Below are 21,811 nucleotides of genomic sequence, written 5' to 3' on the forward strand. Positions count from 1 at the left end.
TTCTTCCTCAGTTCGTCAGTTGGCGAACTGCTGCTGGGCGGATTCGAGGACCTTGGCCATCGTCTCCTGCCCGTTGTACACGCTCACCAGCTGCGGCTGGACGTAGGTGCCGACCTTCGACCAGTTGTCGCTGACGTACTGGCCCTGGACGTTCTCGAACGCTGCCGTGAAGACCTCTTCGACCTGCGCGCGGTACTTCTCATCGATCGACTCGAAGTAGAGCGGCTGGCTCTCGGCGCGCGCCGGGTAGCTGCGCCCGGAGGAGGCGATGTAGTCCTGAGCGTCGGCACTGAGAAGCGAGCCGAGCACCTTGAGGGCGTCTTCCTTGTTCTCGCAGGTCTTGGAGATGCCGAAGCCGGAACCGAGGATGAGGCTGAGCGATTCGCCGCCCTCAGACGGAAGCGGCGCCATGCCTGCGGCGAAACCCGACTCGTTGGCGAGGTAGCTCACCGCGTTCCAGGTGCCGTCCACTGCCATCGCCGCATTGCCACTCGAGTACTGGTTCTCTCCCCAGCCGGTGTCGGATGCGGACGCGACAGGGAGCGCCACCTTCTGTGCGGAGACGAGGTCCCCGTACCACGTGGCCGCCTCGACGAACTTCTTGTCAGTCAGCTGCAGCTCACCATCGGCGCTGACCGGCTGCAGGCCCGCCTTCGCGATCGGAAGAGCCTGCCACTGGAAGTCGCCCATTCCCACGGCGAAGCCCGCCTTGCCGTTGCTGGTGGCCGCCTTGGCCGTCGCTTCGAAGTCGTCGAAGGTCCAGCCGGGAGCAGGAGTCGCCGCGCCGGATGCAGCGAGCTGATCGGCGTTGAAGTAGACGAGCATCGTGGCGACGTCGAAGGGAAGGCCGTACATCGTGCCCTTGTTCTTCAGGATCTCGGTCGCGCCCGGTGCGAAATCGCTCTCGGCGAGTCCGGCGGTCTTGAGGTCGGCCGCGCTGAGCTCGGCGAAGCCGTCGGTGTAGCTGGACAGCATGCCGCTGTTCATACCGGTGACGCACGCCATGTTGCCGGACGCCATGTTGGTCGTGAGCTTCGTGAAGAAGTCACCCCATGGCGCCGTGCGCAGCTCGATCTTCAGGTCGGGGTTCTGCTCCTGGGCGATCTTGATCTGCGCCTCGAGGGCCTTCGTGTCGTCGGCAGAGCCGGCCCACATGTCGACGACGATCGTGCCGTCGTCACCAGAACCGGACGCTCCACCGGAGCCGGCACATCCCGTCATGGCGACGGCGACGCCGGCGATGGCGGCGACGGCGCCCATGCGTATCTTCTTCATTGAATTACTCCTTGGGAACGGGAAGGTTGTTCCTAAAATCGAAACAACCTAGGAGGGTTTCGTATGAAGTTACCGTTTCATACTTCAGGGGATGGCGCAAGCTGAACATCGGATGTCTGCGCGAATTGGGGTCACCAAAGAGAGACGCCGCGGCAGCCGGTCCTCTGCACCCGCGTGATGGCTCGACGACGATCGGCGCGCTCCGAGGAGCGCGCCGATCTCAGAATGCCCGTCAGTCCGTCAGCGTGAGTTCGATCACCGGGATGAGGACATCGGGGCGCTGCACCGGGAGATGCACCGTCAGCGTGCCCTCTGCTTGACCGGCCGGCGTCATGAGGTCGGCTTCCTGCCCAGGATCTGACACACTCGTCCGCAGCCACGAGCCGTCATTGAGAAGGCGTGCGTACGCGACCTTTCCGGCGAGCTCCGGGAGATGCACGAATCCCATCGGCCAGAAGAAGAGACTCAGGTACAGGCGATTGCCGCGACGCGTGTACACGCCTTCACGAGGCGGGACGAACGAGGAATGCCCGGCCCCGATGACGGCGTCTCGGTGCAACCGCATCCAGGTCCCGATCTCGGACAGGGTCGCGGCATCACGAGGAACGATCGCTCCGCGCCCGTCGGGTCCGATGTTGAGCAGCATGTTGCCGCCCATCGATACGGAATCGACGAGCATCTGAGCCAGCAGGGTCGCCGACTTCTGGTCGGTGTTGTCACGGTGATACCCCCACGAGCCGTTGAGGGTCTGACATGCCTCCCACACCAGCGGGCTCCCGTCGCGCACGAGGGGCGCGGTCGGCTGGTACTGCTCCGGTGTGACGAAGTCTGCAGGGATGCCGAGCCGGTCGTTCACCAGCATGTTCGGCTGCAGCTCTCGACACAGCGCGAGCAACGCCTGCGCATCCCAGTCGTCCGGCCCCTTCCCCGGCCAGCCGTCTTTCTCGTCGGGGCTGGTGAAATCGAAGAACAGGTAGTCGATGTCGCCGTATTCGGTGAGCAGTTCACGCACTTGACCGTGCAGATACTCCCGATACACGGCCATGTCCCTACCCGCGTCGAGGTCGCGTGCGTCGTCGTCGTCGCGGCGCGGGTGGGTCCAGTCGAGGGTGAAATGCGGATGACGCCAGTCGATCAGCGAATGATAGAGACCGACTTTGAGCCCCTCTGCACGCAAGGCCTCGACGTACTCGCGGACGAGGTCCCGGTCGACGGCGACGGTGGAGGTGAAGTCGGTGAGTGTGGAATCCCAGAGGCAGAAGCCGTCATGGTGCTTCGTCGTCAGCACCACATAACCCATTCCCGTCTCCTTCGCCGTGCGCGCGAGAGCACGGGCATCGAAGAGATCAGGGTCGAAATGCTCGAAGTACTGCCGGTAGTCGGCATCGGTGAGGCGCTCGAAGCTCTGCACCCACTCGTGTCGGGCCGCCGCGCTGTAGAGCCCGAAGTGGACGAACATGCCGAATCGGGCGTCACTGAACCAGTCCTGTCGCATGGCCTCATCCTAGCCAAAGACATCGGATGTATCCCAGCGGAGGGACGAGAAAGGGCGCCCCTCGCGGGACGCCCTTTCTTCGTGCTTCAGATCAGCGCGCAGCGCTGCCGTCGACGTAGTCTTCGTCCTGCTGCTTCCACGCGAACAGAGCGCGCAGCTCCTTGCCCGTCGCCTCGATCGGGTGCGTCTCTTCCTTCGCGCGGAGCGCGAGGAACTCTTCGCCGCCGTTGTCCTGGTCGTCGATGAAGCGCTTCGCGAAGGCACCCGACTGAATGTCGGAGAGGATCGCCTGCATCGACGCCTTGACCTCGGGAGTCACGACGCGCGGGCCGGAGACGTAGTCGCCGTACTCGGCCGTGTCGGAGACCGACCAGCGCTGCTTGGCGATGCCGCCCTCCCACATCAGGTCGACGATGAGCTTCAGCTCGTGCAGCACCTCGAAGTAGGCGATTTGCGGCTGGTAGCCCGCCTCGACCAGGGTCTCGAAGCCGGCCTGCACGAGGTGGCTGACGCCACCGCAGAGCACGGCCTGCTCACCGAACAGGTCGGTCTCGGTCTCTTCGGTGAAGGTCGTCTTGATGACACCGGCACGCGTGCCGCCGATCGCCTTCGCATAGGAGAGCGCGAGGTCCCAGGCGTGGCCGGACGCGTCGCGCTCGACGGCGATGATGTCCGGGATGCCGCGGCCGGCGACGAACTCACGACGCACCGTGTGCCCGGGAGCCTTCGGGGCGACGAGGATGACGTCGACGCCCTCGGGAGCGTCGATGTACCCGAAGCGAATGTTGAAGCCGTGTGCGAACGCGAGCGTCTTGCCCGGGGTCAGCTTGTCCTTGATGGACTCGTTGAAGATCGTGCGCTGGTACTGGTCCGGCGCGAGGATCATGATGACGTCAGCCCACTCGGCGGCATCCGCCACCGTCTTGACCGGGAAGCCGGCCTCTTCGGCCTTCGCGGCGGACTTCGAGCCCTCCTTGAGGGCGATCGCGACCTCGACACCCGAGTCGCGCAGGTTCTGCGCGTGGGCGTGGCCCTGCGATCCGTAGCCGACGATCGCGACCTTCTTGCCCTGGATCAGGGACAGGTCTGCGTCTGCGTCGTAGAAGATCTCGGTGCTCACTGTTTTTCTCCTTGGTAGTGGTTCGTGCGGGACACGGAGTCCCTGAAATTGTGAAAGTGGTCAGCCGCGCAGGACGCGCTCGGTGATGCTCTTGCCGCCACGGCCGATGGCGAGGAGGCCGGACTGGGCGATCTCCTTGATGCCGAAGGGCTCCAGTGCGCGCAGGATCGCTTCGACCTTGCCCTTGTCGCCGGTCACCTCGACGACCAGAGCGTCGGGGGCGTAATCGACGACCGAGGCCCGGAACAGGTTCACGACCTCGATCACGTTCGAGCGGGTCGCGTTGTCGGTGCGCACCTTGACCAGCATGTGGTCGCGCTGCACGGAGGACGCCGGGTCCAGCTCGACGATCTTGATGACGTTGATCAGCTTGTTCAGCTGCTTGGTCACCTGCTCGAGGGGCAGGTCCTCCACGTCGACGACGACCGTGATGCGGGAGATTCCGGGCACCTCGGTCACGCCGACAGCGAGCGACTCGATGTTGAAGCCGCGACGGGCGAAGAGCCCGGCGACGCGCGTGAGGAGACCGGGCTTGTTCTCCACCAACAGACTCAGTACGTGGGTCGACATGGCTCAGATCTCCTCATCGAACTCGGGGGCGTGCTCCCGCGCGTACTGGACGTAGCTGTTGCTGACGCCCTGCGGCACCATCGGCCACACCATCGAATCCGCGCTGACCACGAAGTCGATCACCACAGGACGGTCGTTGGTCTCGAGTGCCAGCTTGATCGCGGCATCCACTTCCTCTTCCTTCTCCACGCGGATCGCAAGGCACCCGTAGGCCTCGGACAGCTTGACGAAGTCGGGGATGCGGACCGTGCCGTGCCCGGTGTTCAGATCGGTGTTGGAGTGCCGGCCGTCATAGAACAGGGTCTGCCACTGGCGCACCATGCCCAGCGAGGAGTTGTTGATGATCGCGACCTTGATCGGGATGTTGTTGATCGTGCAGGTCGCGAGCTCCTGATTGGTCATCTGGAAGCAGCCGTCACCATCGATCGCCCAGACCACACGATCGGGTTCGGCGACCTTCGCACCCATCGCCGCCGGTACCGAGTAGCCCATGGTGCCTGCTCCCCCGGAGTTCAGCCAGGCGTTGGGACGCTCGTACTTGATGAACTGGGCAGCCCACATCTGGTGCTGTCCGACGCCCGCCGCGTACACGGCTTCGGGACCGGTGAGCTCGCCGATGCGCTGGATCACGTACTGCGGTGCGAGAAGTCCGTCGGTGGTCGGCGCGAAGCCGAGCGGGAACTCATCGCGCAGTCCGTCGAGGTACGACCACCACTCCTCGGTGTCCGGCTTCGTGTCACCGACGGTGCCGCGATACGCCGCGTCGAGGTCGATCAGCACTTCGCGCACATCACCCACGATCGGCACGTCCGCGGTGCGGATCTTGGAGATCTCTGCCGGGTCGATGTCGACGTGGACGACCTTCGCGTTCGGTGCGAACAGCGCGGCCTTGCCGGTCACGCGGTCATCGAAGCGAGCTCCGAGCGAGATCAGCAGATCTGCTTCCTGCAGCGCCAGCACGGCGGGAACCGTGCCGTGCATCCCGGGCATGCCCAGGTGCTGCGCGTGCGAGTCAGGGAACGCCCCGCGTGCCATCAGGGTCGTCACGACGGGAGCGCCGGTCGATTCGGCGAACTCGAGCAGTTCCGCCGATGCGCGGCCGCGGATCACGCCGCCACCGACGTACAGGACCGGCTTCTTCGCCTCGGCCAGCAGCTTCGCTGCGGCCTGGATCTGCTTGCCGTGCGCCTTCGTCACCGGGCGATACCCGGGAAGATCGATCTTGGGCGGCCAGATGAACGGCGCGAATGCCTGCTGCGCGTCCTTGGTGATGTCGACCAGCACGGGACCGGGGCGGCCCGTGGAGGCGATCTCGAAGGCGGCGGCGAGGGCTCCTGGAACGTCCGCGGGGTCCTTCACGAGGAAGGAGTGCTTCGTCACGGGCATCGTGATGCCGACGATGTCGGCCTCCTGGAAGGCATCCGTCCCCATCAGCGTGGAGAACACCTGACCGGTGATCGCGACCAGCGGCACCGAGTCCATGTAGGCATCGGCGATCGCCGTGACGAGGTTCGTGGCGCCGGGACCGGACGTCGCGATGCAGACCCCGACGCGGCCCGACGCCGAGGCGTAGCCCTCGGCCGCGTGGCCGGCGCCCTGCTCGTGGCGCACCAAGATGTGGCGGAGTTGGGAGTCGCCCATCAACGTGTCGTAGAGCGGGAGGATCGCACCACCGGGCAGCCCGAAGACGTCGGTGACACCGAGCAGCTCCAGCGACCGGACGACGGCTTCGGCGCCCGAGAGCTCTGGGGCGGCGGATTGGCGGGCGGGTGGCCTCGGCACGGCCGAGACGGGATCAGCAGTCATGACATTCCTTCTGGTGGTCTGTGGACGACGTCGGATGCCGGAGGCGTGGCCGACGCGATTCAGCCGGTCGTCGCGCCTTCGGCGGCGGACCGCACGAGACGCGAGTACTTGGCAAGAACGCCACGGGTATAGCGCGGGGGAAGCGGCTCCCAGCCAGAGCGGCGGGAGGCGAGCTCTGCATCGTCGACGAGTAGGTCGAGGGTGCGAGCCGCGATATCGACCCGTATCAGATCACCATCGCGCACGAAGGCGATAGGACCTGCGTCCACCGCTTCGGGTGCTATGTGGCCGATGCACAGTCCGGTTGTGCCGCCTGAGAATCGACCGTCTGTCAAGAGTAGTACATCTTTTCCGAGCCCGGCGCCCTTGATGGCGGCGGTGATCGCGAGCATCTCGCGCATCCCGGGCCCACCCTTGGGTCCTTCGTAGCGGATCACGATGACATCGCCCGCGTTGACCTCGCCGGCAGCGAGGGCGTCCATCGCCCCGCGCTCGCGCTCGAACACACGGGCCGGCCCCTCGAACACGTCGGCGTCGAAGCCGGCGGACTTGACGACGGCGCCCTCGGGTGCGAGCGATCCGTGCAGGATCGTGATGCCGCCGGAGGCGTGGATCGGGTTGTCGAACGTGTGGATGACGTCGCCATCCACCGGGTCCGGGTTCAGGTCGGCCAGGTTCTCGGCAACGGTCTTGCCGGTGACCGTGAGCGCGTCGCCGTGGAGGAGCCCCTCGTCGAGCATCGCCTTCATGATGACCGGGATTCCGCCGTGGCGGTCGACGTCGTTCATGACGTACTGCCCGAACGGCTTCATGTCGGCGACGTGCGGGGTCTTGCTGCCGATGCGGTTGAAGTCGTGCAGGCTCAACTCGATCTCGGCCTCACGGGCGATGGCGAGGAGGTGCAGGACGACGTTGGTCGAGCCGCCCAGCGCCATGGCGAGGGCGATCGCGTTCTCGAAGGACTCCTTGGTCAGGATGTCCTTGGTGGTGATGCCCTGGCGGAGCAGGTTGACCACCGCCTCACCGGAACGGTGCGCGTAGTAGTCACGACGACGGTCGGCTGCGGGCGGGGCGGCTGATCCAGGGAGGCTGAGGCCGAGGGCCTCGGCGACGGACGCCATGGTGTTGGCGGTGTACATGCCGCCGCATGCGCCCTCTCCCGGAGCGAAGGCGCACTCGATGCGCTTGAGGTCCTCCTCGCTCATCCGGCCCGCTCGGCAGGCGCCGACGCCCTCGAACGAGTCGATGATCGTGATTTCCTTCTCGGTGCCGTCCGAGAGTTTCACCCAGCCGGGCGCGATGGACCCGGCGTACAGGAACACGCTGGAGAGGCCGAGACGGGCGCTGGCCATCAGCATCCCGGGGATGGACTTGTCGCAACCCGCGAGGAGCACGGACCCGTCGAGCCGCTCCGCCATCATCACGGTCTCGACCGAGTCGGCGATGACCTCGCGCGACACGAGCGAGAAGTGCATGCCCTCGTGGCCCATCGAGATGCCGTCAGAAACCGAGATGGTGCCGAACTGCAGCGGGTATCCGCCGCCGGCGTGCACGCCCTCCTTCGCACCCTGAGCGAGACGGTCGAGGCTCAGGTTGCAAGGGGTGATCTCGTTCCAGCTGGACGCGATCCCGATCTGCGGCTTCTCCCAATCGGCATCTCCCATGCCGACGGCACGCAACATGCCACGAGAAGTCGTGGCTTCAATGCCGTCGGTGACGACTCGGCTGCGGGGCTTGATGTCGACGGTGCGGGAATCGGCGGGCGCGCTGGCAGAAGGATCATGCGGGGACATGACGGCAGTCTATTCCTGCCGCGCGGCCCGCTCGTCCGCGAGCGTCTCCAGAAGCTGGGCGATCTGTTGTGGGCTGTCCACACGGAGCGCCGCCGCGCTCTCCCCCGGCCCGACCCGCACCCCGAGATCGTCGTCCTGAAGTACGCGCATCGCGTCCTCGTCCGTGACATCATCGCCGGCGAACAGGATCCCGGTGGCATCGAAGTGTTCGCGGAGGGCGGCCATCGCGGCGTCCTTGCCCTCGGTACGGGAGGAGAACTCGAGTACACGGTGTCCGGCCCGACGTCGCAGACCCGGGAATCGCTCGGCGACGAGCGCGTCGATCTCGGCGAACACCTGAGTCTCGGTCTCGCGGTCAGCGCGACGGGTGTGCACACCCATCCCGAAGGTCTTCGGCTCGAACTCAGCCCCCACGTAACGGTCGATGATCGGCCGGGCTGCCTCCCAGAGTGCCTCGCGTGTCTCTCCGGCCGTCTGTTCGCTTCCGCTGTCGAGCTCACCGGTGCCCGGATACCAGTACTGAGCGCCGTGCGAGCCGGCGAGAACTATCGGCGAGGCGTCGTCATGTTCGGTGATCTCACGAAGGTCGTGCAAGCTTCGCCCGGAGACGTAGGCGACGAGGGTGTCCGGCAACGACGCGAGTCGGCTCGCCTGAGCGGCCACCTCGGGGAGGGCCCGTGCCGCCATCGGTTCGGCGACCAGAGGCGAAGCGACGCCGTCGAAGTCGAGCGCGACGACCAGTCGGAGCGTCCGGGCGATCGCCGAGAGGTCGGCATCCGGTGTTCCGGGGGTCCAGCTGCGGGTCACAGGGCATCTCCTTGTTCGGTATCCGTGCTCTGCCAGCCTCTCACGCAGGAGCCCGGCCGCACGCGGCGGTCAGCGTGCTTCGCGCGCCGCGGCGAGGGCGGCGAGGAACGAGTTCGACCAGGCGTTCACGTCGTTGTCGAGCACTCGGCGCCGGAGCGCACGCATCCGTCGTGTCTGTTCCCGCGGCGGCATCTCCACAGCGCGCATGATGGCTTCCTTGAGGCCCTCGATGTCATGAGGATTCACCAGGATCGCGTTGCCGAGCTCGTCGGCAGCACCGGCGAACTCGCTCAGCACGAGCACACCACGATTGTCGATTCGAGTGGCGACGTATTCCTTGGCCACGAGGTTCATGCCGTCACGGAGGGCGGTCACGAGCATCACGTCGGCGGCCAGGTACAGGGCCGCCATCTCCTCACGGGGGAACCCCTGGTGCAGGTACCGGATCGCGGTGTGCCCCATCGTGTCGGTGTCGCCGTTGATCCTGCCGACGGAGAGCTCGATCTCGTCGCGCAGGTTCGCGTACGCGTCCACGCGTTCGCGGCTCGGACTCGCGACCTGCACGAGTGTGACGTCCTCGACGGAGAGGTCTCCTGAGGCGAGCAGCTCACCGTATGCCTTGACGCGGTGACCGATGCCCTTGGTGTAGTCCAGGCGGTCGACTCCGAGCAGCACGTACTTCGGATTGCCGAGGTTCGCTCTGATCTCGGCTGCGCGCGCCTGGATGTCCGGGCGCCGGGCGAGCTCGATGTACGGCGCCGTGTCGATCGAGATCGGGAAGGCCTTCACCAGCGCGCGGTGCGAATCGCCTCTGTCGTCGATCTCGCCGTTGCCCGACGGCACGGTGACGGTCGACGACTTGATCTCGTACTTCAACCGGCGGCGCACGGCGTTGAGGAAGTTCGTGGCATCGGTCGCCCGCTGGAATCCGATCACGTCCGCGCCGAGGAGCCCGCGCAGCACCTGGCCACGCCACGGCAGCTGTGCGTAAAGCCCGTGTGTCGGGAAGGGGATGTGATGGAAGTACCCGATGGTCACATCCGGTCGCAGCGCCCGCACCATCTGCGGAACGAGCTGCAGCTGGTAGTCGTGCACCCAGACGGTCCCGTCCTGCGCGACCGCGGCGGCAGCGGCGTCAGCGAAGCGCCGGTTCACCGCGACGTACGCGTCCCACCATTCGCGGTGGTACTGAGGAGGCGCGATCACATCGTGGTAGAGCGGCCAGATCGTGTCGTTGGAGAATCCCTCGTAGTACTCCGCGACCTCCTGCTCACTCAGCGCGATCGGGATGAGTCGGATGCCACCGGATGCGAAGGGCTTCACCTCGAGGTCGGCCTGCCCCGGCCACCCCACCCAGGCGCCGTTGACGCTCTGCATCACGGGCTCGAGCGCAGCCACGAGTCCACCCGGCGACGTGCGCCAGACTTCTTCTCCGTCGGGCCCTGCAACACGGTCGACGGGCAGCCGGTTGGCCACGACGACGAAATCTGCGGCGGTCATGATGACTCCTCACGCCAGCGGTTCAGTGCCCCCAGGCTATCGAGGTTGCCGAGCCTCCGACGCCACGCCTGTCAGGCTGCGACGCGACGACGGCGCGGTCGGGTGCGGCTGAGGAACCAGTTCACGACTCCCGCGGCAAATGCGATGGACGCTGCGACCACCGGCAGCACGAGTGCGGGCGCCGTGCCGACGCTCTCGGCGATCGCCCCCGTGACCGCGGCGCCGATCGACTGTCCGACGATGACGCCGGACCCGAGCATCGTCATCACGGTCGCCGAACGTCCGAGCGGACTGCGTGCGGCGCCGAAGCTGTATTGGGTGACGAGGGTCGGTCCGATACCGACGCCCATGATCGCCAATGCGAGCATCATCATCGCGGCGGAATCGACGAATCCGAGCAGCAGCGAGCCGGCCAGCAGGATGCCGGAGAACACCAGCCAGCGTGCGCGGAGCGAGAACGACGGCGGAAGCCAGGCGACGCCGAGGGCGAGCAGCGCCGACCCGACGCCCATCACGCCGTAGAGAAGACCAGCCTGTTCCGGAGCACCCCGATCAGCCATGAATGACGTGAGCGCCGTGAGCATCGCGCCGAAGAAGAGCCCGACACCGAGGATGCCCATCACCACCACCAGCAGTTGCGGACGGAACAGATCAGCGACGGCAGACGGCGCCCGCCCTGACGCGTCACGGTCCAGCGAGACGTGGCGACCGCTCGGGTGCAGCGCGAACGCACCGACGAACAGGACGGTGAGCGCTGCCGCTCCGACCAACGGAGCCCACGGCGCGATGGCAGAGGCCAGGACGCCGACGAGGAACGGGCCGAACACGAACACCGTCTCATCCGCGGCCGATTCATAGGCCATCGTCCCGGAGAGCGTGCCGGCGCGCTGGGCTGGCGGCATCCGGTCCGCGATCATCGTGACCAATCGCGAGCGCGACATCGGGGCGACCTGGGGTGCGGTCGCGCCGATCCCGACGGCGGTGAGCAGCACGAGGGCATCGGCGGCGGAGCTGTAGACGGTGGCGGTGAACAGCACCAGCATCGTGCCGTTCGCGACCGCCAGGGTCAGCAGGACGACTCGCTGCCCGAACCGGTCGGCGGCGGCGCCGAGGAACGGCCCGAAGCACGCCGTTCCGAGCCCGACGGATGCCGACGTGAGTCCGCCGAGGGAGATCGATCCGCGGGCGGCGACGACGACGGTGAGGACGCCGACCACCATCATCGCGAAAGGTAGCCGCGCGATGAAGGCGATCAGGAAATACGGGAGACCTGCGAGCTTGAGAAGGCTCTGCCGAGGTGCGATGTGTGTCTGTGCCATGGCTCTCACGCGTCGACGGACGCGGTGATCTGGTGCCGCCGCTGTCCGCCGGAATGCCGGCGGCCGGTAGTTACACGGTGTGCGGCCGCAGTCGAATTGCGGCGACTCCATGATACCGCGACACAGTGGCCGCGTGCGGAGAGCGGCGGCGCTATCCTGGGCGACACGCCCCAGGACGGAGAGACCGACATGACGTCAGCCGCGGACACCGCCGACCGGATTCTCACCCTGCCGGGAAGATCGCAGCGCGCGGCTTCGGCGAAGACCTCACCGGTTCGTGATCTTCTCGCGCTCACCGAACGGCCGGAGGTCATCTCCTTCGCCGGCGGACTTCCTGCCCCCGAGCTGTTCGACCTCGACGGGATCCGCGACTCCTTCGACAACGTGCTGCGCCAGCCGAACGTGCTGCAGTACTCCCCCTCCGATGGCAACCCCGCACTGCGAGAAGAGGTGGCTCGGCGCTACACCGCCGACGGTCTGGAGACGGCGGCATCCGATCTGATCATCACCACGGGATCGCAACAGGGCCTCGGCCTGCTCGCCACGGCGCTGCTCGATCCCGGCGATCGCATCCTGGTGGAGGAGCCCTGCTACCTCGCCGCCCTGCAGACGTTCGCGCTGGCCGGCGCTCATGTCATCTGCGTTCCGTATGCCGGGGATGAACTCGACCTCGACGCGCTGGAACGCCTCGCCGCCGAACACTCTCCGAAGTTCTTCTACACGGTGCCGACGTTCCAGAACCCGACTGGGAGGACCCACGCGTTCCCTGCGCGCGGGAGGATCGCCGAGACGGCGATCCGGCACGGCTTCCGGATCATCGAGGACGAGCCGTACAAGCAGCTGCGCTACTCCGGCGACCCCCTCCCGTCTTTGTCGGCTTTCGCTCCCGACCACGTGCTCAGCCTCGGCAGCTTCTCGAAGGTGATCGCGCCGGGCCTGCGCATCGGCTGGATCCGGACGACCGCCGACGTTCGACCGACGGTCACGATCGCCAAGCAGGCCGCCGACCTGCACACCTCCACGGTCGACCAGGCGGCTGCGGCTCACTATCTGGACTCCGGTCGCGGCGAAGCCGCGCTGGAGCGAATCCGCTCCGCCTACGCCGAACGGCGCGATGCGATGCTCGACGCGCTTCCGTCCGCGCTGCCGGCCGGGAGCTCCTGGAACCGGCCGGACGGTGGAATGTTCGTCTGGGCTCGGCTGCCTGAGGGGCTGGATGCCACGTCTTTGCTCGCCTCGGCGCTGACGCACGACGTGGCTTACGTGCCCGGCGCGCCGTTCTTCGCCGGTCCGGCGGATCGTCGGGCTCTCCGCCTTTCATTCACCACCTACGCACCGGAGCGGATCCGGGACGGCTTGTCAAGGCTCGGCACCGCCTGGGGCGACGCCGGGTAGCGTAGGGGCATGCGCTACCTCTTCAGCACCGGACTCATCGCCGCGATCTCGGCAGGCGTCTCGCTCCTGCGCGGCACGCGCGAGGAACCCATCACCTGGCGGGCCGTGCTCTCCTGGTTGAGCTGGGGCATCACCATGGCACTCGCGGTCGGGGCCGTGGTCGACATGAACCGCGCAAGGCGCGGTGTTCTCGTGGACGCCGACTCCCCCCAGTCCGTGAAGAAGTCGAAGAAGGCGCAGCGACTGCAGTTCCGCTCGCAGAAGGCCATGGCCGACGCCCAGGGGCACGCCAAGGACCGACGCCGCTGACCACGGCTCAGCGTGTAAGGATCAGCGCCTCTCCCTGACCGCCGCCGCCGCACAGCCCCACCGCAGCGGTGCCGCTGCCCCGACGTGCCAGTTCGTGCGCGACGTGCACGACGAGCCGGTTTCCGGATGCTCCGATCGGATGCCCGATGGCGATGCCGCCGCCGTGGATATTGACGATGTCGGAGGCCACGCCGAGTTCCTTCTGCGACCGCGCCACAACAGCACCGAAAGCTTCGTTGATCTCCACGAGATCGAGATCGACGGGGGTGATGCCCTGCTTCTCGCAGGCCCGCTCGATCGCGCGCGCCGGCTGCGCCTGCAGGGAGTTGTCGGGACCGGCGGTCTGACCGCTCGCTCCGACGGTCACCAGGATCGGCCAGCCCTTCGCCTCCGCATTGGCGCGCGAGGTGACGATGACAGCAGACGCGCCGTCGGAGATCTGCGAGGAGTTCCCCGCGGTGATCGATCCGCCCTCGGCAAAGGCCGCGCGCAGCCCGGCGAGCGATTCCGCCGTGGTGTCCGGGCGAATGCCCTCGTCCTTCGTCACCCGTACCGGTTCCCCGCGCCGCTGCGGAACGGAGATCTCGACGATCTCATCCGCGAAGACGCCCGCCTCCTGCGCCGCGGCGGCACGCTGGTGCGACAGCGCAGCGACCGCATCCTGAGCCTCGCGCGTGAGTTCATAACGGGCGTTGTGCCGCTCAGTCGATGCGCCCATGCTCTCCTTGTCGTACGCATCGGTGAGCCCGTCGAACGCCATGTGGTCGAGCACCTCGACGCTGCCGTAGGTCCACCCGTCGCGGGATCCCATCAGCAGGTGCGGCGCCCTCGTCATCGACTCCATCCCGGCGGCGACCACTACGGTCGCATCCCCGACGCGGATCATCCGCGCGGCGTCGATGATCGCGGTGAGACCCGACAGGCAGACCTTGTTCACGGAGTGCGCAGGCACATCCCACCCGATTCCAGCGCCGATGGCCGCCTGGCGCGCGGCGTTCTGCCCGGAACCTGCGGCGAGCACCTGCCCGACGATGACCGCGTCGACCTCGGCGGGATCCACGGAGGCCTGCTCCAGCGCACCGCGGATGGCGAACGATCCGAGCTGCGGCGCGGTGAACGACGCCAACTGCCCCTTCAGTCGCCCCTGCGGCGTACGGGCCGCTGCGACGATGACGATTTCCTTCTCACTCATGACTGCTCCTTCAATGCTTCGGCCACGATCAGTTGCGGCTCGGTCGCGGCGATCACTTCGTCGACCGTGACACCCGGTGCCGTCTCGACCAGCACGAGCCCGGCCGGCGTCACGTCGATGACGGCGAGATCGGTGATGATCCGATCCACCACTCCGCGTCCGGTCAACGGCAGCGAGCACTCGTCGACGATCTTCGCAGAGCCGTCCTTCGCGACGTGCTCCATCAGCACGATGACGGGGGCCGCGCCGTGCACGAGATCCATCGCTCCCCCGGGGCCCTTGACCATCTTTCCCGGAATCATCCAGTTCGCCAGGTCTCCCGCGGCCGACACCTGCATCGCCCCGAGGATCGCGGCGTCGATCTTTCCACCGCGGATCATCCCGAAGCTCATCGCCGAATCGAAGTACGCGGACCCCGCGAGAACCGTGACGGTCTCCTTCCCGGCGTTGATGAGGTCAGGGTCGACGGCGTCCTCCCGCGGGTACGGTCCGACGCCCAGAATTCCGTTCTCCGACTGGAGCACGACGGTGACACCGTCGGGCACATGGTTCGGCACGAGCGTCGGCAGACCGATGCCGAGATTGACATAGGAGCCGTCCTGCAGCTCGGCCGCAGCGCGTGCGGCCATCTGGTCTCGGGTGAGTGTCATCTCACGCTCCTTCCGTGGCGTCCACGGCAACCGCAACAGTGCGCCGTTCAATGCGCTTGGGGATGTCGGAGCCGACCTCGACGATGCGATGCACGAAGACTCCGGGGAGGTGGACACGATCGGGGTCGAGCTCGCCCGGCTCAACAAGTCGCTCGACCTGCGCGATGCAGATGCGCCCGGCCATCGCCGCCAGCGGATTGAAGTTCCTGGCGGCTTTGTTGAAGATGAGATTGCCGTGACGGTCACCGACGAGGGCGTGCACGAGCGAGAAGTCGGTGGTGATCGCCTCTTCGAGGACGAACTCGCGCTGCTCACCCCGGACGTCGAAGGAGCGCACGTCCTTGGCCGGCGAGGCGACGGCGATCGAGCCGTCAGGGTCGTACCGCTGCGGGAGACCGCCCTCGGCGACCTGCGTGCCCACACCGGTCTGCGTGAAGAACGCGGCGATCCCGGACCCCCCGGCGCGCAGCTTCTCTGCCAGGGTTCCTTGCGGGGTCAGTTCCAGCTCGAGCTCGCCCGTGAGGAACTGACGCTCGAACTCCTTGTTCTCCCCCACATACGACGAGGTCATCTTGCGGATGCGGTGCGCCGCGAGCAGTACGCCGAGCCCCCAGTCATCCACGCCGCAGTTGTTGCTCACGACGCTGAGATCCTTCGTCCCCTGGGCGAGAAGCGCCTCGATGAGGGCGATCGGGTTGCCGGAGAGCCCGAACCCGCCCACCGCCAGCGATGCACCGTCAGAGATATCGGCGACGGCTTCCGTCGCGGACGCCCACTGCTTGTCGATCACGCGTACTCCTTCGCATCGTGTCCTCCCTCCAGCATCCGCTTCGCACCCGCCTGAGGGAAGCCGGGTCTTGCGATGTGGCCGAAGTCGGAGATAGCGTCCACATTATGGAACAGGCTTCGAGAACCGTCCCCGGTGCACAGGCGATCGCTCGCGCGGCACTGCTGCTGCGCCTGGTGACCTCGAGCGGTGCGGACGGCGCCTCGCTGCAGGATCTCGCACGGTCAGCCGACCTGTCGCGCTCGACCGCGCACCGCCTTCTCACCGCCCTGCGCGCGGAGGGCCTCGTCGACCGCGACGGCGAGAGTACGCGCTGGATGCCGGGACCCGAGCTCTTCCTCATGGGATCAGTGGCTGCGGCACGCTACGACGTGACCGCACAGGCCAGGGACATCGTCCGGTCACTGGCCGTGAAGACCGAGGAGAGCGCCTTCTTCTCGGTGCGACGTGCTGACGAGACGGTCTGCCTGCTGCGCGAGGAGGGCTCGTTCCCGATCCGTTCGTTCGTGCTCAGCGAAGGGGTGCGTTTCCCCCTCGGCGTCGCGAGCGCCGGACTCGCGATCCTCGCCTTCCTCCCTGACCACGATGTGGATGCCTATCTGGATCGCCATCCCGACCTGGCGTCGCAGTGGGGGCGTCCGCACGGCCAGAAGCCGTTGCGCACTCGCCTCGCCGAGACGAAGGAGCGCGGCTACGCGATCAACCCCGGCCTCATCGTCGAGGGCAGCTGGGGCATCGGCGCTGCGGTGTTCGATCGCGCCGGGCGTCCGGAATGGGCGCTGAGTCTCACCGGGGTCGGATTCCGCTTCGGCCCGGACCGTATCGCCGATCTCGGGCGAACCCTCCTCGCGCACGCGCATCAGCTCTCCGCTCGGATCGCCGGCGCTCGACGCTGAAGCCATTCCATACCATCTGATATATACTGAATGGTATGAATCGCGACGACATCATCCCCTCGCTCGTGCTTTCCGCACACGCCCTCGCCCGGATCGCCGCACAGGACGCCGGGAACGAGGCCCCAGCGGCCCAGTGGCGCGTCCTGAGCCGGCTCGAGCAGGGCGGCGGCCAGCGCGTCGGCGAACTCGCGTCTGCGGCGCGCACGACGCAGCCGGGGATGACCCGGCTGCTCGGCAGTCTCGAACGCGAAGGACTCGTGCGCCGTTCAGCGGACCCGACCGATTCCCGAGCCGTGGTCGTCGACATCACCGCCGAGGGCGTGACCGCGCTGCGGTCCTGGCGTGAGGAGTTCCGGGACACACTCGCCCCACGCTTCGCTGATCTCGGCGACGACGACTGGAGTGTCCTGATGCGGGCAGCGAAGATCTTGACCGAGCACATCGGCAGCGCGAAGACAGGAGAAGCACGGTGAGCACTCCCGCCCCCTCTGTCTGGAAGCAGCCGGCGCAGGTCTGGGCCGTCGCCTTCGCGTGCGTCGTCGCCTTCATGGGGATCGGCCTCGTCGATCCGATCCTTCCGGCCATCGCCGAGTCGCTGAAAGCGACGCCGGTGGAGACCGAGCTGCTCTTCACCAGCTACCTGCTCGTCACAGGTCTCGCGATGCTCGTCACCAGCTGGATCTCCAGCCGGATCGGCGCGAAAGCGACGCTGCTGATCGGGCTCGGCCTGATCGTGGTCTTCGCCCTGCTGTGCGCGCTCAGCGGCAGCGTCGACGCCGTGATCGGCTTCCGCGCCGGCTGGGGCCTCGGCAATGCGCTGTTCATCTCCACAGCGCTCGCGACGATCGTCGGTGCCGCTTCCGGCGGCAGCAGCGCGGCCATCGTGCTCTACGAGGCCGCCCTGGGCCTCGGCATCGCGGTGGGTCCCCTGATCGGCGGCCTGCTCGGCGAGCAGAGCTGGCGTGGACCGTTCTTCGGCGTCGTCGCGCTGATGGCGATCGCGTTCATCGCGGTGCTCGCTCTCTTGCGCGGCCCGACCGAGACGCGCGAGCCGATACCGTTCACGGCCCCGTTCAAAGCCCTCGGCCACCCGGCACTCGCCGCACTGGCCGCCACCGCGCTGTTCTACAACATCGGGTTCTTCGTGCTGCTCGCCTTCTCGCCCTTCCCACTGGGCTTCGGCGCAATGGGAATCGGCTTCACCTTCTTCGGGTGGGGCGTCGCGCTCGCCGTGACGAGTGTGTGGGTGGCCCCGGTTCTCATGCGCCGGATGCCGCGAACGCGGATCATCCTCGTGGTGCTGCCGATGCTCGCCCTCGATCTCATCGCCGCTGGGCTGGTCGTCACGAACGCTGCTGCCCTGGTCGTCTGCATCATCGTCGGCGGGCTCCTCCTCGGCATCATGAACACGGTGCTGACCGAAGCGGTCATGGAGGTTACGGATCTCCCGCGCTCCGTGGCATCATCGGCCTACTCCGCGGTTCGGTTCCTCGGTGGAGCAGCAGCCCCGCCGCTGGCAGCACTGCTCTGGCACGCCTTCGACGCCACCGTGCCGTATCTGTTCGCGGCAGCATCCATCCTGCTCGCCGCTCTCATCGTCTTCTTCGGTCGCCGAGTGCTCAATCGCATCGACGAACCCGTCGAGGATGCGCTCGAGGACGCGGAGGCTATTCTCATCGGAGATGCCGCATGATCCGCGGCTCTGAACGCTTCTGAAAGGACGCCGTCGTGACCGCAGAACAGACCCTTCCGCCGCGGAGCCGCATCGTGCAGGAGCATCTCGCGGCGGCAGGGGTCGACACCAACGTGGTCGTCCTGCCGGATTCCGCCCGCACCGCAGCGGCCGCCGCTGCCGCCATCGGCTGCGACGTCGGTGCGATCGCGAACAGCCTCGTGCTCGTCGTCGACGGCGCGCCGGTGCTCGTCATGACGAGCGGCCGGCATCGGGTCGACTTCGCTGTGCTCGCCGACAGTGTCGGAGCGGATGCCGTCGACATGGCGCCGGCCGCGATCGTCCGCGACGTCACCGGGCAGGCGATCGGCGGAGTGGCCCCTGTCGGCCACCCGGCTCCGCTGCCCACATTCATCGACGAATCTCTCGAGGCCTACCCGCAGATCTGGACGGCGGGCGGCACCCCGCACACCGTGATGCCGCTGACATTCGCTCAGCTCGTCGGAATGACGAACGGTCAGATCGTGAAAGTCGCCGCCGGCTGACCGCCCGGACGCACGCGGGCCGTGATCACTTGACCGTGACCGCGATCTTCGCCGTCTTCTGGTCCGAAGTCTCCTCAGGCACGGAGCCACGGAACTCGTACTCGAACTCGATGACGGTGGTTCCCGAGCCCACCGGAGCGAACCGGTACGAGAACTCGAGAGGCGCACCGGTCATTCCCTCCTCGCCGAGGTAGCGCGTCTCTTCGTCGCCGGGGCCGAGCACCGCTGCATCCGGCTCCTGCGTGATCACCCACGCATCTCCGACCGAGGGATTGATCTCCCCGAAGTCGACGACGAGCGTCTCCCCCGGTGCGAGAGTCACGGAGTCCACCGTGTAGTCGACGGTCTTCTCAGCGGCGCCTGCGCACCCCGCCAGCCCGAAGCCGACCACTGCGGCCGCTGCCAGTGACAGCACCGTGCGAGTCATCCTGTTCGCCATCTGCCCACCCCTCATGTCGAGGCTCACGGTATCGCACCGTGTCGGTGACGCATGGCATCCTGGGCGCGTGAATGAACTGTCTCTTCGCCGCTGGTCTGTCGACGACTTCGATCTGCTGCGCCTGGCCAACACCGCCGAGATGACGGCGCACCTCAACGGCCCGGAAACCGAAGAGCAGCTGATCGCGCGCCATGAGCGCTATCTGCGACTCGGCGAGTCGGGCGAGGCATGGATGTTCGTGGTCATCGACGGCGATCGTCCGCTCGGCTCGATCGGATGCTGGCGGACTAACTGGCACGGCGAGGCCGTCTTCGAGACCGGCTGGTTCGTCACGCCGGAGGCTCAAGGGCACGGCATGGCGTCCACGGCCCTCGCGCTTCTCATCGACGTCATGCGCGAGCACAGCTCCGAGCGACGCCTCCTCACGGCCTTCCCGTCCGTGACGAACGGACCGTCCAATGCGGTGTGCCGCAAGGCCGGCTTCACGCACGCGGGAACCGTCACCGACGTGTTCCGCGATGCCGAGCTCACCTTCAACGAATGGGTGCTCGATCTGAGCGCTCCCGCCGCCTGAGCGCAGCGTTCGGTTCGGAAAATGAAAAAGCCCCGAAGACTGGCGAGAGTCTTCGAGGCGATTCCGTGCACCCCCTCGGACTTGAACCGAGAACCCACTGATTAAGAGTCAGTTGCTCTGCCGATTGAGCTAGAGGTGCGTGGCCCGGGATGACCCCGGCCGAGGAATTACATTACCAGTCGATCGGCGTCATGCGAAATCGAGGCCGACCCGCCGACGGAGACCCGGAATGGGAAGGCTATCCTGAGAAGGTGACCGCCTCCCCCGCTGCCGCCGACCTCCGCGACGACCTCGAGCTCGCCCTCCGACTGGCGGATGCTGCCGACGCACAGTCGCTGCCGCGCTTCGATGCGGCCGACCTCGAGATCTCGACGAAAGCCGACAATTCGCACGTCACGGACGCCGACCTCGCGACGGAGCGTGCGCTCCGAGAGATTCTGGCCGCCGAGCGCCCAGAGGATGGCATCTTCGGCGAGGAATTCGGCGCGCAGGGCGATACGCACCGCCAGTGGATCATCGATCCGATCGACGGCACGGCGAACTTCCTGCGCGGAGTCCCGCTCTGGGGCACGATGATCGCGCTCGCCATCGACGGCGTCCCTCAGGTCGGTGTCGTCAGCATGCCCGCACTCGGGCGTCGCTGGTGGGCGTCGACCGGCGGAGGATCCTGGACCGCGACCGACGCCGCACCGCGGAGGATCCGCGCGTCATCCGTGTCTTCCATCAGCGACGCGAGCGTGAGCTTCCAGAGCATCACGCAATGGGCCGAGGCCGGCCAACTGCCCGCTCTGCTGAAGCTTGCCGAACACTCTTGGCGCGACCGAGCATATGGCGATGTGTTCGCCTACATGCTCCTTGCCGAGGGACGTCTCGAGATGGTCGCGGAGTTCGAGGTGAAGGAATACGACATCGCCGCTGCGGTCCCGATCGTCCGCGAGGCCGGTGGCCGAATGACCTCGTTCGACGGCGTCGAGACGATCTCTGCCCGTTCGACACTCGCCAGTAACGGCATCCTGCACGGTGCCTTCCTCGACCTCCTGCACTGACTCCACCCCAGACACACGACAGGGCCCAGCGATGATCCCCCGCATCTCTACTGCCGCCGCCTCGGCGCTGCTCCTCGCGCTCGTTCTCACTGCGTGCGCCGGCGCGCCGACCGATACCGGGACGATCCCGACGCCCAAGGCGTCGGAGCCCGCCGCGGAGGCGAGCGCCGAACCGGTGACCACGCCCACCCCTGCAGCCACGAGCGCGGCTCCCACCTGCGAGACGATGGTCTCGCAGGGCACGGTCGAGGCGCTCACCGATGAAGGTTGGACCGCGGGGGTCAAGGAGTTCAACATCGGAGGCGTGCCCCTCCCGCAGGGGCTGCTCTGCTTCTGGGCGGACTACACCGTCGCCTCCGATCATGGTCAGCTCTATGGATGGTCCCAGATCAGCGCATCCGACGCTGACAAGGCGCAGGCTGCTCTGCTGGCCGACGGGTGGCAGCGCGAGGATTCATCGGAGGGCGTGTACATCACCGAGGATGCCGAGCACTCGATGGGTACCGACGAAGACGGTTACGGCATGACCTACCTCTTCGGCGATGGTTGGGTGAAATTCGCTGACACGAGGCAGGGACTGATCCTCATCGAGTGGGCCGGCTGATCCGCTGACGTTTCGGG

General features: G+C 67.0%; 22 protein-coding genes and 1 tRNA gene. 9 read left to right on the top strand and 14 right to left on the bottom strand.

The genetic code is table 11. The features are described 5' to 3' along the window. Positions 1-15: 15 nt before the first annotated feature. From MRBLWO13_RS15815 to MRBLWO13_RS15855, 9 genes are all read right to left on the bottom strand, one after another. Entirely contained in the window at positions 16-1,275 is a 1,260-nt protein-coding gene (locus MRBLWO13_RS15815; protein WP_341975045.1) for an extracellular solute-binding protein, read from the bottom strand. Positions 1,276-1,507: 232 nt separating this feature from the next. Further along, positions 1,508-2,770, bottom strand: coding sequence for an alpha-L-fucosidase (locus tag MRBLWO13_RS15820; protein ID WP_341975046.1), 1,263 nt, complete (start codon positions 2,768-2,770; stop codon positions 1,508-1,510). A gap of 91 nt (positions 2,771-2,861) precedes the next feature. Further along, positions 2,862-3,890 carry a ketol-acid reductoisomerase gene (gene ilvC / locus MRBLWO13_RS15825; RefSeq protein ID WP_341975047.1) on the bottom strand — a complete coding sequence of 343 codons (1,029 nt, stop codon included), beginning with the start codon at positions 3,888-3,890 and terminating at the stop codon, positions 2,862-2,864. A gap of 60 nt (positions 3,891-3,950) precedes the next feature. Then, positions 3,951-4,460 (bottom strand): acetolactate synthase small subunit, encoded by a 510-nt coding sequence (gene ilvN, locus MRBLWO13_RS15830; RefSeq protein ID WP_102191937.1) that lies wholly within the window; start codon positions 4,458-4,460, stop codon positions 3,951-3,953. 3 nt (positions 4,461-4,463) lie between these two features. Beyond that, the gene (locus MRBLWO13_RS15835; protein WP_341975048.1) at positions 4,464-6,266 is read right to left on the bottom strand and encodes an acetolactate synthase large subunit; all 1,803 of its coding nucleotides are present in this window, start codon (positions 6,264-6,266) and stop codon (positions 4,464-4,466) included. A gap of 59 nt (positions 6,267-6,325) precedes the next feature. Next, on the bottom strand, positions 6,326-8,059 hold the full coding sequence (ilvD, locus tag MRBLWO13_RS15840; protein ID WP_341975049.1) for a dihydroxy-acid dehydratase: 1,734 nt from the start codon (positions 8,057-8,059) through the stop codon (positions 6,326-6,328). 9 nt (positions 8,060-8,068) lie between these two features. After that, positions 8,069-8,866 carry a trehalose-phosphatase gene (gene otsB / locus MRBLWO13_RS15845; RefSeq protein ID WP_341975050.1) on the bottom strand — a complete coding sequence of 266 codons (798 nt, stop codon included), beginning with the start codon at positions 8,864-8,866 and terminating at the stop codon, positions 8,069-8,071. 69 nt (positions 8,867-8,935) lie between these two features. Further along, the gene (locus MRBLWO13_RS15850; protein ID WP_341975051.1) at positions 8,936-10,366 is read right to left on the bottom strand and encodes a trehalose-6-phosphate synthase; all 1,431 of its coding nucleotides are present in this window, start codon (positions 10,364-10,366) and stop codon (positions 8,936-8,938) included. Between the two features lie 71 nt (positions 10,367-10,437). Next, complete coding sequence (locus MRBLWO13_RS15855; RefSeq protein ID WP_341975052.1) at positions 10,438-11,685, bottom strand: MFS transporter; 1,248 nt, start codon at positions 11,683-11,685, stop codon at positions 10,438-10,440. 189 nt (positions 11,686-11,874) lie between these two features. Here MRBLWO13_RS15855 and MRBLWO13_RS15860 point away from each other — a divergent pair, with 189 nt between their 5' ends. Both MRBLWO13_RS15860 and MRBLWO13_RS15865 read left to right on the top strand, forming a co-directional pair. Then, on the top strand, positions 11,875-13,080 hold the full coding sequence (locus MRBLWO13_RS15860) for a PLP-dependent aminotransferase family protein (RefSeq protein ID WP_341975053.1): 1,206 nt from the start codon (positions 11,875-11,877) through the stop codon (positions 13,078-13,080). Positions 13,081-13,089: 9 nt separating this feature from the next. After that, positions 13,090-13,389 (top strand): hypothetical protein, encoded by a 300-nt coding sequence (locus MRBLWO13_RS15865; protein WP_341975054.1) that lies wholly within the window; start codon positions 13,090-13,092, stop codon positions 13,387-13,389. A gap of 7 nt (positions 13,390-13,396) precedes the next feature. Here the strand turns inward: MRBLWO13_RS15865 and MRBLWO13_RS15870 are convergent, their stop codons facing one another. From MRBLWO13_RS15870 to MRBLWO13_RS15880, 3 genes are read right to left on the bottom strand one after another with little or no spacing between them, the layout of a single operon-like run. Continuing rightward, positions 13,397-14,581 (bottom strand): acetyl-CoA C-acetyltransferase, encoded by a 1,185-nt coding sequence (locus tag MRBLWO13_RS15870; protein WP_341975055.1) that lies wholly within the window; start codon positions 14,579-14,581, stop codon positions 13,397-13,399. Beyond that, positions 14,578-15,231 carry a CoA transferase subunit B gene (locus MRBLWO13_RS15875; RefSeq protein WP_341975056.1) on the bottom strand — a complete coding sequence of 218 codons (654 nt, stop codon included), beginning with the start codon at positions 15,229-15,231 and terminating at the stop codon, positions 14,578-14,580. The genes MRBLWO13_RS15870 and MRBLWO13_RS15875 overlap by 4 nt, the downstream gene beginning before the upstream one ends. 1 nt (position 15,232) lies before the next feature. Next, positions 15,233-16,021, bottom strand: coding sequence for a CoA transferase subunit A (locus MRBLWO13_RS15880; RefSeq protein ID WP_341975057.1), 789 nt, complete (start codon positions 16,019-16,021; stop codon positions 15,233-15,235). A 104-nt stretch (positions 16,022-16,125) separates the two neighbouring features. Here MRBLWO13_RS15880 and MRBLWO13_RS15885 point away from each other — a divergent pair, with 104 nt between their 5' ends. The 4 genes from MRBLWO13_RS15885 to MRBLWO13_RS15900 are packed head-to-tail and all read left to right on the top strand — an operon-like array spanning position 16,126 to position 19,131. Continuing rightward, positions 16,126-16,914 (top strand): IclR family transcriptional regulator, encoded by a 789-nt coding sequence (locus tag MRBLWO13_RS15885; protein ID WP_341975058.1) that lies wholly within the window; start codon positions 16,126-16,128, stop codon positions 16,912-16,914. A gap of 35 nt (positions 16,915-16,949) precedes the next feature. Beyond that, entirely contained in the window at positions 16,950-17,387 is a 438-nt protein-coding gene (locus MRBLWO13_RS15890) for a MarR family transcriptional regulator (protein WP_341975059.1), read from the top strand. Next, positions 17,384-18,607 (top strand): MFS transporter, encoded by a 1,224-nt coding sequence (locus MRBLWO13_RS15895; protein WP_341975060.1) that lies wholly within the window; start codon positions 17,384-17,386, stop codon positions 18,605-18,607. Before MRBLWO13_RS15890 ends, MRBLWO13_RS15895 begins: the two co-directional genes overlap by 4 nt. A gap of 35 nt (positions 18,608-18,642) precedes the next feature. After that, on the top strand, positions 18,643-19,131 hold the full coding sequence (locus MRBLWO13_RS15900) for a YbaK/EbsC family protein (protein ID WP_341975061.1): 489 nt from the start codon (positions 18,643-18,645) through the stop codon (positions 19,129-19,131). 25 nt (positions 19,132-19,156) lie between these two features. Here MRBLWO13_RS15900 and MRBLWO13_RS15905 read toward each other — a convergent pair whose 3' ends face one another. Beyond that, complete coding sequence (locus MRBLWO13_RS15905; protein ID WP_341975062.1) at positions 19,157-19,558, bottom strand: protease inhibitor I42 family protein; 402 nt, start codon at positions 19,556-19,558, stop codon at positions 19,157-19,159. Between the two features lie 79 nt (positions 19,559-19,637). On the opposite strand from MRBLWO13_RS15905, the gene MRBLWO13_RS15910 reads away from it, so the two are divergent. After that, a complete protein-coding gene (locus tag MRBLWO13_RS15910) occupies positions 19,638-20,144 on the top strand; it encodes a GNAT family N-acetyltransferase (RefSeq protein ID WP_341975063.1) in 507 nt (168 codons plus the stop codon). 66 nt (positions 20,145-20,210) lie between these two features. Here the strand turns inward: MRBLWO13_RS15910 and MRBLWO13_RS15915 are convergent. Beyond that, positions 20,211-20,283, bottom strand: a tRNA-Lys gene (locus MRBLWO13_RS15915). 112 nt (positions 20,284-20,395) lie between these two features. On the opposite strand from MRBLWO13_RS15915, the gene MRBLWO13_RS15920 reads away from it, so the two are divergent. After that, positions 20,396-21,190 carry an inositol monophosphatase family protein gene (locus MRBLWO13_RS15920; RefSeq protein WP_341975064.1) on the top strand — a complete coding sequence of 265 codons (795 nt, stop codon included), beginning with the start codon at positions 20,396-20,398 and terminating at the stop codon, positions 21,188-21,190. Between the two features lie 31 nt (positions 21,191-21,221). After that, positions 21,222-21,794, top strand: a complete 573-nt coding sequence (locus tag MRBLWO13_RS15925) for a hypothetical protein (RefSeq protein WP_341975065.1) — start codon at positions 21,222-21,224, stop codon at positions 21,792-21,794. Positions 21,795-21,811: the final 17 nt, after the last annotated feature.

Origin of the sequence: Microbacterium sp. LWO13-1.2, assembly GCF_038397725.1 — a bacterium.
In the GTDB taxonomy this organism is placed as follows: Bacteria; Actinomycetota; Actinomycetes; order Actinomycetales; family Microbacteriaceae; genus Microbacterium.